The organism is Microbacterium sp. SA156 (genome assembly GCF_049065455.1).
Classification (GTDB): domain Bacteria; phylum Actinomycetota; class Actinomycetes; order Actinomycetales; family Microbacteriaceae; genus Microbacterium; species Microbacterium barkeri.
Genome location: NZ_JBAKGU010000014.1, coordinates 68,568 through 80,817, shown reverse-complemented (window position 1 = coordinate 80,817; position 12,250 = coordinate 68,568). Strand labels below are relative to the sequence as shown.

12 protein-coding genes are annotated in these 12,250 nt (G+C 71.8%); 6 read left to right on the top strand and 6 right to left on the bottom strand.

Annotated features, from left to right (window positions below; all coding sequences use genetic code 11):
• Positions 1-37: 37 nt before the first annotated feature.
• Positions 38-901, bottom strand: a complete 864-nt coding sequence (locus ACOWU6_RS13540) for a fumarylacetoacetate hydrolase family protein (RefSeq protein ID WP_421075997.1) — start codon at positions 899-901, stop codon at positions 38-40.
• 76 nt (positions 902-977) lie between these two features.
• On the opposite strand from ACOWU6_RS13540, the gene ACOWU6_RS13535 reads away from it, so the two are divergent.
• A complete protein-coding gene (locus ACOWU6_RS13535; protein WP_271174211.1) occupies positions 978-2,195 on the top strand; it encodes a PrsW family intramembrane metalloprotease in 1,218 nt (405 codons plus the stop codon).
• A 119-nt stretch (positions 2,196-2,314) separates the two neighbouring features.
• Here ACOWU6_RS13535 and ACOWU6_RS13530 read toward each other — a convergent pair whose 3' ends face one another.
• Together ACOWU6_RS13530 and ACOWU6_RS13525 are read right to left on the bottom strand one after the other, a co-directional pair.
• Entirely contained in the window at positions 2,315-3,874 is a 1,560-nt protein-coding gene (locus ACOWU6_RS13530) for a hypothetical protein (protein WP_271174212.1), read from the bottom strand.
• A 15-nt stretch (positions 3,875-3,889) separates the two neighbouring features.
• On the bottom strand, positions 3,890-5,413 hold the full coding sequence (locus ACOWU6_RS13525) for a LuxR C-terminal-related transcriptional regulator (protein WP_421075996.1): 1,524 nt from the start codon (positions 5,411-5,413) through the stop codon (positions 3,890-3,892).
• 89 nt (positions 5,414-5,502) lie between these two features.
• Between ACOWU6_RS13525 and ACOWU6_RS13520 the strand changes: the two genes are divergently transcribed.
• Together ACOWU6_RS13520 and ACOWU6_RS13515 are read left to right on the top strand one after the other, a co-directional pair.
• Positions 5,503-5,874, top strand: a complete 372-nt coding sequence (locus ACOWU6_RS13520; protein WP_271174214.1) for an FKBP-type peptidyl-prolyl cis-trans isomerase — start codon at positions 5,503-5,505, stop codon at positions 5,872-5,874.
• 165 nt (positions 5,875-6,039) lie between these two features.
• Entirely contained in the window at positions 6,040-6,588 is a 549-nt protein-coding gene (locus tag ACOWU6_RS13515; RefSeq protein ID WP_271174215.1) for a YceI family protein, read from the top strand.
• A 51-nt stretch (positions 6,589-6,639) separates the two neighbouring features.
• Here ACOWU6_RS13515 and ACOWU6_RS13510 read toward each other — a convergent pair whose 3' ends face one another.
• Positions 6,640-7,962: an MFS transporter gene (locus tag ACOWU6_RS13510; RefSeq protein WP_271174216.1), complete on the bottom strand. Its 1,323-nt coding sequence runs from the start codon at positions 7,960-7,962 to the stop codon at positions 6,640-6,642.
• Between the two features lie 138 nt (positions 7,963-8,100).
• On the opposite strand from ACOWU6_RS13510, the gene rpsO reads away from it, so the two are divergent.
• Complete coding sequence (gene rpsO / locus ACOWU6_RS13505; protein ID WP_271174217.1) at positions 8,101-8,370, top strand: 30S ribosomal protein S15; 270 nt, start codon at positions 8,101-8,103, stop codon at positions 8,368-8,370.
• A 90-nt stretch (positions 8,371-8,460) separates the two neighbouring features.
• On the opposite strand, the gene ACOWU6_RS13500 is transcribed toward rpsO, so the two are convergent.
• The gene (locus tag ACOWU6_RS13500; RefSeq protein ID WP_271174218.1) at positions 8,461-9,588 is read right to left on the bottom strand and encodes an acyltransferase family protein; all 1,128 of its coding nucleotides are present in this window, start codon (positions 9,586-9,588) and stop codon (positions 8,461-8,463) included.
• Positions 9,589-9,757: 169 nt separating this feature from the next.
• Here ACOWU6_RS13500 and ACOWU6_RS13495 point away from each other — a divergent pair, with 169 nt between their 5' ends.
• Both ACOWU6_RS13495 and ACOWU6_RS13490 read left to right on the top strand, forming a co-directional pair.
• Complete coding sequence (locus ACOWU6_RS13495; RefSeq protein ID WP_271174287.1) at positions 9,758-10,966, top strand: LLM class flavin-dependent oxidoreductase; 1,209 nt, start codon at positions 9,758-9,760, stop codon at positions 10,964-10,966.
• Positions 10,967-10,971: 5 nt separating this feature from the next.
• Positions 10,972-11,613 carry an FMN reductase gene (locus ACOWU6_RS13490; RefSeq protein ID WP_271174219.1) on the top strand — a complete coding sequence of 214 codons (642 nt, stop codon included), beginning with the start codon at positions 10,972-10,974 and terminating at the stop codon, positions 11,611-11,613.
• A gap of 30 nt (positions 11,614-11,643) precedes the next feature.
• Here the strand turns inward: ACOWU6_RS13490 and ACOWU6_RS13485 are convergent, their stop codons facing one another.
• On the bottom strand, positions 11,644-12,246 hold the full coding sequence (locus ACOWU6_RS13485) for a DedA family protein (protein ID WP_421075995.1): 603 nt from the start codon (positions 12,244-12,246) through the stop codon (positions 11,644-11,646).
• Positions 12,247-12,250 lie beyond the last annotated feature (4 nt).

The window sequence follows — 12,250 nt, the reverse complement described above, 5'->3', positions numbered from 1 at the left end:
GCTCCGGAACCGGAGCGGGGGCCTTCGCATCAAGCGATCAGTCCGTCATGCGGCAGTGCGTCGTGAGCTCGCCGATGCCGTCGATCCCCACGGTCACGGTCGAGCGGTCGCGCAGGAGCACCTGCGGCGTCCGCGAGAACCCCGAGCCGCCGGGGCTGCCGGTCGAGATGAGCGTGCCCGGCAGGAGCGTGATCCCCTGCGACAGGTGCGAGATGAGCTTCGCGACCGTGCGCACCATCTGCCCGGTCGACGCGTCCTGCATCATGTGCCCGTCCACGCGCGTCCAGATGTGCAGGTCCTGCGGGTCCGCGATCTCGTCGGCCGTGACGATGTACGGCCCGACGGGCGTGAAGCCGTCGAGCGACTTGCAGCGGCACCACTGCGCCTCGGAGTACTGGATGTTCCGCGCCGAGATGTCGTTGACGACCGTGTACCCGAACACGTAGTCGAGGGCGTCCTCCTCGGAGACGTCCTTCGCCGGGCGGCCGATCACGACGCCGAGCTCGGCCTCGTAGTCCACGGCCTCGCTCATGCGACGCGACCACGTGGTGGTCTGCCCGTGGCCCTGGAGCGAGTTGGGCCAGAACGTGAACACCGTCGGGGTGTCGTCGGTCTTGAGGTTGAGCTCGCCCGAGTGCGCGGCGTAGTTGAGCCCGACGGCGAGCATGGTCGGCGGGGTGAGCAGGGCCGGTGCGAAGTCGAGCTCCGACACCGGCGTCCGCTGCCCTGCGCCGGCGGCGGCCCTGACCCGCTCCAGGAGCTCCGGTCCGCCCGCGATGAGCTGCTCGATCGTGTCGGGCGCGCCATCGACGAGCTCGGCGACCGCGACGGCGCCGTCGTCGTCGACGAGCGCGAGGGAAGGGGCGACGCCCCCGGGGAAGGTCACGTGGGCGAAGCGCATGGAATCCAGGCTATCGGCCGCCCGTGCACGATCCTGGGACGGATCTGCACAAAAGCGGAGCCATAGGCTGTGTGACATGACCTACGGCACCGGGCTCACGCCGCCGTCGCAGCAGCCGTTCTCGACGCCCTTCGATCAGCCGGAGCGCGCGCCGGGCGCGGCCATCCCGGTCGGCGGCCACACGCAGCCGCACCTTCCCCGCCTTCCCGTGCCCACGCGCCGAGGGCGCGGTGCGTGGATCTGGCTGTGGGCCGTCCTCGCGGTGCTGCTGTTCGGCCTCGCGTCGTACTTCACGAGCGCGCTCGGGACGGCCGCGTCGATCGTGGGCCTCGTGCTTGCCCTCGTGCCGTTCGCGCTCGTCGTGTCGGCGATGCTGTGGGTCGACCGCTGGGAGCCCGAGCCGCGGAGCCTTGTCGTGTTCGCGCTCGCGTGGGGAGCGATCGCCTCCGTGGGCTTCGCTCTGCTCTTCGACCTGGGGGTGCAGATGACGCTCCCGCGGTCGCCCGCGCTCGACCTCCTCGGCACGGTCGTGCAGGCGCCGATCGTCGAGGAGCTCGCGAAGGGGGCGGGGCTGCTCCTCATCCTCGTCATGGGGCGCCGCGCGTTCGACGGCCCTGTGGATGGCGTGGTGTACGGCGCGCTCGTGGGGGCGGGGTTCGCATTCACCGAGAACATCCAGTACTTCGCGGTGTCGGTGATCGAGGGCGGCGCCGCGTCGCTCACCTGGACGTTCGTGCTGCGCGGGCTCCTCTCGCCCTTCGCGCACGCGATGTTCACCGCGGTCACCGGCTACGCGCTCGGGCGCGCGGTGCGCCGCGGTGCGTCGTTCGGGGCCGCGCTCGGCCCGTGGCTCGGCGGACTGCTCGGCGCGATGGCCCTGCACGCGCTCTGGAACGGCTCGGCCACGTTCACCGACCTCGAGGGCTTCCTCCACCTCTACGTCGTCCTGCAGGTGCCGCTGTTCGTCATCTTCACGCTCGTGCTGGTGCGGCTCCGACGCGAGGAGGAGCGCCTCACGAAGCAGCGGCTGGGCGAGTACGCGGCGGCCGGATGGTTCACGCCGCAGGAGGTCGAGATGCTCGCGACCCCGGCCGGCCGGCGCGCGGGGATGGCGTGGGCGCGGACCCTGCGCGGCGACCGATCCGATCTCATGCGCGCGTTCATCCGGGACGCGACCGCGCTCGCCGCGACCCGCCAGCGCGCGGTGTCGGGGCGCGACCCGCACGCGGCGTCGGATGAGAGGGCGCTCCTCGCGCGGGCCGCGCACGCCCGCAGGGAGCTGCTGTCGTACTGATCGGGAATCGGCTCTTGACACGGCCGGAGCGCCCGGAGCATCCTTGAGTCAGATCCACTCAGCGCTCGGAAGTCTCGCAGGCATCGCCGCGGCCCGGGCGCTGAGTTCTGCTCCGGGGCCTATAGGAGTCCTCGTCGGTGCCCCTCGGCGAGGGCGCTCGGGCGGTCGGAGACGCCCAGCCTCCGGTACGCGGCGCGTACGTGCGACTTGGCGGTGTTGAGGCTCACGCCGACCTCGGCCGCGGCGTCCGCGAGTCTCTCGTGTCGGGCGACCGCCCTGAGCAGCACGAGCTGACGTGTCGTGAGCCGCTCGTAGCGATAGGCCGCAGCGGGGGTGCGCACGCGCTCGTGCATGAGGGAGTCGTCGAAGGCCAGCGGGGCTTCGGTGACCCGCGCGAGCGACGCGAGGTCAGGAGCCGAGACGACGGCCAGCGACGCGGGCAGTCCGTTCGCGTCCACGATCGTGCGTGCGGTTCGGACATCAGCGCGTGCGCCCTCCTCATCGCCGATCCGCAGCAGCGCGGCGGCGCGCACGACGAACGCCTCCGCCCGGACGCGCGGAGCGGGATTCGCGCGTTCCCGGGAGGCCTCGCGCAGGGCGCCGGCCGAGTCGCCGAGACCGAGCATGGCCACGGCCCGCCGCGTGCGCATGAGGCCCTCGCCCGAGCGCGGTCGGTCGGGTACGGCGGCGAGCGCGAGCAGCGCCGCCTCGTGGAGGCCCTGGTACGTGCGCAGCGTGCCGCGGGCGACGGCCAGCGACTGCGCGTTGAGCCCGCCGCGGGCGAAGCGCGCGCGCGAGCTCTCCACGTCGACCTCGAGTCCGCTGAGCGCGACGAGCGGGTCGAGCGAGCGCGCCCGAGCCGAGACGATCGCGCGCAGGGCGGACGCGAGCAGCCACAGCTCCTCGAACGACGCGCCGTCCTCGTCGAGCGCTTCGAGGCAGCCCGCGAAGTCGAGGCGATCGCTCGCACGGTAGGCGGCCGCGAGCTCAGCGCCGCACCGCACGAGGCGTATCTCGGGGTGCCGGGCAGCGAGGCGTTCGGCGCGCGCGAGCCAGAGGTCGGCTTCGGCGCCTGCGCCGAGGAGAGCGTGGATCCAGGCGAGCTCTCCGCACGCCTCCCGTGCGGCGCGCACGTTGCCGGTCTCCTCCGCCGCCGTGTGGGCCTCCTGCACGAGACTCGCGGCGCGCAGCAGGTTGCCCGCGGCGGCGAGCGTGACGCCCCACTGCAGGAGGAGGACCGGGAGGTGGACGCGGAGGTCTCGGGCATCGGCGTCTGGCAGTGCCTGGGCCGCGTCGTGCGCGGACTGGGCGACCGCAGCGGCCTCGTCGAAGCGGCCCTGCGTGCGCAGCGAGGCCGCGCGACCCGTGAGCAGCGGGATCCGGTCGGCGGCAGGGACGTGCTCCGGCGTCTCGACGTCGACGCCCGGGAAGATCGGCGGCTTCCCGGGGGAGGCGAGCAGATGCGCGACGTACTGACGCAGCGCGAACCACCGCGGGCGTCGTCGCAGCGTCGCGGAGGGGACGGCGTCCGCGACGATCCGGATCATCGCTGGGGCGAAGCTGAGGAGCTCGGGGATGCCCTCCTCCGCGATCCCCATGGCGTCCGTCCAGCGCTCGTCGGCGAGCGCGTCGAAGATCCGCGCAGAGAGATCCCGCACTCGCGCTGCCGCGTCGTCCATGCCCGCCGTCCTCTCTCAGAGCAGCCCGTGCTCGCCGGCGGCCGCCGTCATGTCGGCCCTGCTCGAAACGCCCAGCTTGGCGTAGATGCGGCGCGTGAAGGTCTTGATCGTGTTGACGCTGACGCCGAGGGCGCTCGCCGCGTGCGCACTCGTCGCGCCCTCGGCGAGGAGCCGCAGGATGGAGATCTCCTGCGGAGTCAGGCGCAGCTGCGCCGCACCCGAGTCGGGCGGGAACCGGATGTCCGCCGCCGCGAGGGCGGCGAGACTGGCGCTCCCCGGGGAGACCGCCTGCGACAGAGCGGCGAAGTCGCCGCGGGGGATCATCGTGAGCGCGACGGGGATGCGGTGCGCGTCCGCGATCGCGACGGCGCCCAGGAACGTGCGTGCCGGGTCCTGCCCGCGGCGGAGCTGCACCGCGGCGAGAACCACCAGGGCCTCCACCGCAGAGCGCGGACGGCCGAGGTCGCTCAGGGCCACGTGCGCGTCCTGCTCGGCGGACTCCAGGGCTCCGCGCGCGAGGTTCACGGCTGCGCGGCGTGCGCGACCGCTGGGCGCGTGTGTGGCCGCGACGGCGTCGAGCCCCTGTCGGGCGCGCTCGACCCGGCCCACGTGCGCGAGCAGCTGTGCCCTGGCCCCCGCGAGCTCGCCGGCCCGACCCGCCGCGGGAGGCAGGGCCGCCTCGGCGCCGGCTGACACTGTCTCGCGGCCGGGGGTCTTGGCGTCGATCATCGCGGCGAGGATCTCCACGTCGCGCGCCCGGCCGCGAGCGGCGCGGCGGGCCGCCGCGAGTTCGCGGCGCGCGGCGTCGAGCGCGAGCGCGTCGAACAGAGCGAGTGCGCGGGTGAGCCGGAGGAGGACGGGCACCGGCGTGTCCTGGGGGCTCGCGTGCAGAAGGGCCGTGCCGCTCTCCTCCCATTCGTCGCGCGCTGCGGCGCGGCCGTCGAGCGCGTGGTGCCACGCGAGCTCTGCAGCGGCCGCGAGGGCGACGCGCGGCGCGCCCACGGCGCGCGCGGCCGAGTAGGCGTAGGTGAGATCCTCGCGAGCGGCGAGCGGATCGCCGCTCGCGAGCTCGGCCGCGCCCCAGGTGAGCAGGAGCCACGGCAGGTCCGCGCCGATGCCGTCTCGCTCGCCCGACGGCGCGGAGGCGTACGCGGCCTTGGCCTCGCGTGCGCACAGCAGGGCGGTCCGGTCATCGCCCTCGCGGGCCGCGTCGCGTGCGTGATCGGTCAGGACGATCACACGCGTGAGCGAGGTGGGTCGTGCGTGCGACGGCGCGGAGGGCCGCGCGCGCGGGACCGCGGCGAGGTACTCCCGCACCCGCGGCCAGCGGCCGTCTGCATCGAGCAGTGGTGGAGGCACGGTGCTCACGACCGCGCGGATCGCGGTGACATCGGAGGCGAGCAGCTGCGACCAGTTCTCTTCGACGAGTGCGAGCGCTGCTTCCCACGAGCGTCGCGCGAGCGCGCGGTAGACGCGCGCGCCGACGCGCTCGGCGTTCGGCTCCTCCCCGGGTACGGGAGCCGTTGCTGAACCGCTCACGTGCTCATTCTGCTCCGCGACGCGCGTCCCCGGGGCGATGATCGCGCACGCCGGGAGCGGATCTCGGCCAGAGCGGGCAAGATGGAGGCATGAGCGCAGAACGCACCAAGCCCGAATTCGACGCGCCCGAGGGCCCCGCTCCCTCCGAGCTCGCCATCCGCGACATCATCGTCGGCGACGGCGCAGAGGCGAAGGCGGGCGACACCGTCACCGTCCACTACGCCGGTGTCGAGTACGAGACCGGCGACGAGTTCGACTCGTCGTGGAACCGCGGCGAGAGCATCCAGTTCCCGCTGCGCGGTCTCATCCAGGGGTGGCAGGACGGCATCCCCGGCATGAAGGTCGGCGGACGCCGCGAGCTCGTGATCCCCCCGCACCTCGCCTACGGTCCCGCGGGCTCGGGGCACTTCCTGAGCGGCAAGACCCTCATCTTCATCATCGACCTCATCGACGTCGCCTGACGCGATCCGATCCGGGAGCGCCCTGCGGAGGAATCCGCAGGGCGCTCCGCGCGTTCAGGCGACGCTCACGCGATGTTCAGCGCCTCGGGTGGAATATATTCAGGTGAATGCGTATTGTTCCTCTGTGACGCCGCTCGGAGCGGCCCGACCATCTGAGGAGCATCCATGACCATCGACATCCCCGGCTACCGTCCCGGCACCTACAACCTCGACCCCGCGCACAGCGAGGTCGGCTTCGAGGTGCGCCACATGATGATCTCGAAGGTGCGCGGCGCCTTCACGGTCAAGTCGGCCACGATCGTCCTCCCTGAGAACGTGCTCGAGGCGTCCGTCACCGCGAGCGCCGACGCCGCGTCGCTCGACACGAACGACGAGGGCCGCGATCAGCATCTCCGCTCGGCGGACTTCTTCGACGTCGAGAACCACCCGGCGCTCACGTTCGCGAGCACGGGCGTGCGTCACGAGAACGGCGAGTTCTACGTCGACGGCGACCTCACGATCAAGGGCGTCACCCGCCCGGTCACCTTCGAGCTCGAGCTCGGCGGGTTCGGCACGGACCCGTGGGGCAACTACAAGGCCGGCGCGACGGCCAAGGCCACGATCAACCGCGAGGACTTCGGCCTCACCTGGAACGCCGCGCTCGAGACCGGCGGCGTCCTCGTCGGCAAGGACGTCAAGATCACCCTCGACCTCCAGGGCGCGCTCGCGGCCTGACGTCGTACGCAGCAGGAGGGCTGGCCCCGCGGGGCCGGCCCTCCTGCTGTGTCAGAGCTCGGGAGCCTCGGCGTCGTAGGCCCGGAATCGGGGGTGCGCGCGGACGATCGCGGTCGTGATCGCGACGACGAGCAGCCCGCCGAGCAGCGGCGGGAGCCACGCGCTCCCTGCCTCGCCGAGCCACCCCGAGGCGGCGGTCGCGAGACCGCCCGCGTAGAGTGCGCCGATGCGCGGGCCGCCCGTCACCACGACGATGAACACGCCCTGCAGGCGACCGCGGATGGCATCGGGCACGGCGGACTGCAGCATCGTCTGCCGGTAGATCGAGCTGACGTTGTCGGCGGCGCCGGTGCACGCGAGACAGAGCATCGCGATCACGATGAGCGGCACGTTCGGGCTGCTCGGCCCGACGTCGCCGGGGCCGAGCCATCCGGCCGCGGCCGCCGCGAGCACGAGGCCGAACACCGCGGTCACGACGCCGAACACCTGGATCGCGCGCGTGATCCCCAGGCCGTGGAAGCGGTACGCCGAGATGCGCCCGGAGAAGAGGCTCGACGCGAACGCGCCGACTGCGTTCGCCGCGACGAGCAGGCCCGTCGTGATCTCTCCGCCGCCGAGGACGATCGCGCCGATCGCGGGGAACAGCGCGAGGGGGTTCCCGAAGGTCATCGCGACGATGTCGAGGAGGAACTGGATCCGGATGTTCGGGGCGCGACGCAGGAAGCGCCATCCGTCTGCGAGGGAGGCGAGCCCCGGGCGCGCCGTCGCGCCCTCGGGGCGCAGACGGGGGAGCGTCCACAGACCGAGGAACAGCGACAGCATGAGGACGACGTCGAGCGTGTAGGTCAGGGGGTAGCCGAAGAGCGCGACGAGGACGCCGCCGAGCGCCGGCCCCACCATGACCATGATCCCCACGGTGATGCCGTTGAGCGCGGCGGCGGCGGGGATCAGCTCAGCGCCGACGAGGCGCGGCGTGATCGCCATCTTCGTCGCCGACACGATCGAGTTCGCGGCCGAGTTCACGATCGAGAGCGCGTAGAGCCATCCCGCGTCGATGTGCCCGGTCCACGCGAGCACCGCGAGAAGGGCCGTCGTGAGCCACGTGGCCGTGGCCGCCGCGAGGGCGACCGTCCGCCGGTCGAACCAGTCGGCGAGCATGCCTCCGTAGAGGCCCGCCACGATCATCGGCGCGAGGCCTGCCACCGCGATCATCGACACGGCGAACGTCGACCCGGTCAGCTCGTACATGTGCAGCATGACCGCGGTGATCGTGAGCTGCCCGCCGAGCCCGCCCAGCGTGGATCCGACCCACAAGCGCGCGAACGCGGGGCTCTGCGTCAGGGGACGCAGGTCGAGGAGCACGCGCGAGGACATCGGGGAGAGGCTATCCGCTCTTCCGTGCCCCGCGGATGGGGTAGACTCTGGTGGTTGCCGTTCGATCGGCCGCGGATGAAGAGAGCTCGCGCATCAGGCGACGGGCGCCGCGCAACGAGGAGAGAGGGGATCGAATCTATGGCTCTGGAAGCAGACGTCAAGAAGGCGATCATCGAAGAGTACGCGACGCACCCCGGTGACACCGGATCCCCCGAGGTGCAGGTCGCGCTGCTGACGCAGCGCATCAAGGACCTCACCGAGCACCTCAAGGAGCACAAGCACGACCACCACTCGCGTCGTGGCCTGTTCCTGCTCGTCGGTCAGCGCCGCCGCCTGCTCGGCTACCTCCAGGACATCGACATCGCACGCTACCGTGCGCTGATCGAGCGTCTCGGTCTGCGCCGATAAGGCAGAGCGCGACCAGCGTTCAATCGTCTTCTCGAAGGCCCGTCCCCGGTGGGACGGGCCTTCGCTGTACCCGGGGTCGTACGCGGCGGATCAGGGCTTCGGCCGGCGTGAGCCGGTCGGGTCGTTCCGTCGGCCGGGGAGCAGGGCAGGGTCCTGGAAGAGCCAGCGGGCGCGCGGCTCGACGAGCGGCCCCGTCAGCCAGCGCACCGGCCGGGTCGAGAGGAGCACCGTGACCGCGACCGAGAGGATGGCGACTGTCGGCAGCCAGATCCAGGTCGGCTCGAGATCGCGCAGCACGCCGGACTCGCGGAACGGGTACAGCACGAACGAGTGGAGCAGGTAGACGTACATCGTGTACTGTCCGAGGCGCGTCCAGGGGGTCTGCCGACGGGGGATGAGCACAAAGAACGCCGCCGAGAGGACGAGCCCGATCGCGAGCGTCGCGAGGCGCATGGCGCCCGCCCACCAGACGCTGTGCGAGAGCAGATCGACGTACGCGTCGTCGTAGAAGAACCAGTAGCGCAGCTCCATCTCGCGCCATGTCTCGATTCCGGTCCAGGCGAGCCATCCGTCGATCGCGAACAGGGCGAGCGCGCCCGCGTACGCCCACCAGGGGCGGTGGCGCAGGAGGCCGAGCCGCTCGACGATGTCGTGCTCGCGCAGCCACCATCCGAGCACGAAGAAGGGCAGGAAGCCGAGGGTGCGCGACAGCGAGAAGGTGCTGTCGACGTTCGGCAGGTATCCGACGCCCACCGAGATGAGCACCGACCACAGGAGCGGCCAGCGCAGCAGGGCGAGGTAGGGCAGCACGAGCCGGAAGATGCCGAGCGCGAGCAGGAACCACAGGGTCCACGACGGCTTGGTGAGGTTGGGGTCGACCTGGCCCTCGACGAGCCACTTCGTGAACCACCACAGGGCCTCGAAGACGAGGTACGGCAGGAGCACGTCGGTGATGAGGCGCACCATCTGCCGACGAGACGGCGGGTCGGACTTCGAGAAGTAGCCCGAGATGATCGCGAACGCCGGCATGTGGAAGGCGTAGAACGCGAGGTAGAACGCGTAGGCGACGTCCGAGTCGTAGATGAGGCGCTGGATCGCGTGGCCGAGCACGACGAGCACGATGCACGCGAAGCGCGCGTTGTCCCAGAACGGCACGCGCCGCTTCTGCCGGATGGTCCCCGTCGACGCCGTGACCGGCGGCACTGCCTCGCTCGTCATCGCGCTCTACGCTACCGATGCGCGAGGCCCCCTCGAGGATCCGCGCCGCGGGGAATAGATTCGCTCGGGAGCCGTTGAACCGGGTATATTCACTTGCATGCAATCGGCGGGCGGGAATCCGCGCGCGGAATCGGAGGATCTGGTGAGCGACACGACCTCGTGGAGCGGGATGCAGTTCGGGCTCATGTCCGTGAGCGACATCACGCGCGACCCCACGACCGGATACACGCCGAGCGAGGCCGAGCGCATCCGCGACGTCATCGCGATCGCGAAGCACGCCGAGGAGGCGGGGCTCGACGTGTTCGCACTGGGCGAGCACCACAACCCGCCGTTCTTCTCGTCGTCGCCGACGACCACGCTCGCGTACATCGCGGCGCAGACCGAGCGGCTCATCGTCTCGACCTCGACGACGCTGATCACGACGAACGACCCGGTGCGCATCGCCGAGGACTACGCGATGCTCCAGCACGTGTCGGGCGGTCGCATGGACCTCATGATGGGGCGCGGCAACACGGGCCCCGTCTACCCGTGGTTCGGCAAGGACATCCGCCAGGGGCTCCAGCTCGCGATCGAGAACTACAACCTCCTGCACCGCCTCTGGACCGAGGACGTCGTCGACTGGGAGGGCGCGTTCCGCACGCCGCTGCAGGGCTTCACGTCCACACCGCGTCCGCTCGACGACGTCAAGCCATTCGTGTGGCACGGCTCGATCCGCACGCCCGAGATCGCCGAGCAGGCGGCCTACTACGGCGACGGCTTCTTCGCGAACAACATCTTCTGGCCCAAGGAGCACTACCAGCGCCTCATCTCGCTGTACCGCCAGCGCTATGCGCACTACGGTCACGGCGCGCCCGAGCAGGCGATCGTGGGGCTCGGCGGCCAGGTGTTCATCGCGAGGAACTCGCAGGACGCCGTCCGGCAGTTCCGGCCGTACTTCGACTCGGCGCCGGTGTACGGCAACGGGCCGTCGATGGAGGACTTCACCGAGATGACGCCGCTCACGGTCGGCTCTCCGCAGCAGGTCATCGACCGCTACGCGGCGATGCGCGACACGTTCGGCGACTACCAGCGCCAGCTGTTCCTGACCGACCACGCCGGGCTCCCGCTCAAGACCGTGCTCGAGCAGATCGACTTCCTCGGCGAGGACGTCGTGCCCGTGCTCCGGAAGGAGCTCGCGCAGAACCGTCCGGCGAACGTGCCCGACGCCCCGACGCACGCCGCGCGGGTGAAGGCCCGATACGGCGACGCCGAGCCGCGCCAGCCGCGCCCCAACCCGAACCGCGGCGACAACGTCACGGGCGGTTCGCCGTATCAGGACACCGACACGGCGTCGAAGCCCGGAGCGGCCTTCGGCGCGGCAGCCCGGAAGGGAGCGTGACCGCCATGAGCGCCACCCGCATCGTCGTCCTCTCGGCCGGCATCTCGGAGCCGTCCTCCACGCGGCTCCTCGCGGACCGGCTCACGCGGACCGTGATCGACGATCTCGCCTCGCGCGGCGTGGAGACCGACGTCTCCGTCGTCGAGCTGCGCGACCATGCGCACGACATCATGAACGCGATGCTCACCGGCTTCCCGCCGAAGGGCCTCGCGGAGGTGATGGAGCGGGTCGCGGCGGCCGACGCCCTCATCGCGGTGACGCCGATCTTCTCGACCTCGTACTCGGGCCTCTTCAAGTCGTTCATCGACGTGCTCGACCGCGAGGCGATCGAGGGCACCCCGGTCCTGCTGGGCGCGACGGCCGGCACGCCGCGGCACTCGCTCGCGATCGACTATGCCATCCGACCGCTGTTCACCTATCTGCACGCCGAGCCGGTCTCGACCGGGGTGTTCGCCGCCGCCGACGACTGGGGCCAGGGCGCCGACAGCGTGGCGCCGCTCCAGAAGCGCGTCGACCGCGCCGCGCGCGAGCTCGCCGATGCGGTCGCCGGCCGCACCGCGGTCGAGAGGGTCGATCCCTTCTCGCCCGAGAGCTACCTTGGCGAGGGCGGATCGTTCGAGAGCCTTCTCGAGGGCCTCGGGCGCTGACGAGCGGGGCCGGCCGCGCGCCGGCCCCTTTCAGCGCCCGGTCGCGCCGCGCGGCGCGAAGCGGGCGATGAGCGCGTCGGTGATCCAGCCGAGGACGAGCGCGACCGCGATCGACACGAGCACGGCGACGACGGGCCCACCGGGCACGATCGCGCCGACGGCGGCGCCGACGAGGGCCTGGTAGGCCGCCCATGCGGTCGCGGCGCCCGCCGCCACCGGCAGGTAGCGCACGGCGGGAATGCGCGTCGCTCCTGCGGTGAGGTTCACCGCGAGCCGCGCGAACGGGATGAACCGGACCGTGAAGATCGCGGCCGCAACGTGCGAGCGCAGACGCGTCTGGGCCCACGCGAAGACGCGCTGGAAGCGCGGATGCCGCATGACGCGCCAGCGCTGGGGGTGGAACGCGCGCCCGAGCGCGTAGCAGGCGGCGTCGCCCGCGAACGCGGCCGCCGCCGCGACGAGGATCACGCACCACAGCGGCGGCCCCGACGGCGTGAACGACACCGAGGCGAGAACCGTCACGGCGATCTCGCCCGGGACGACCACGAGGAACGCGTCGGCGAGCACGAGCCCGAACAGCGCCGCGAGCGCCCACGGGTTCGCGGCGAGGGCGGAGACGAACTCGTCGATCATCCCG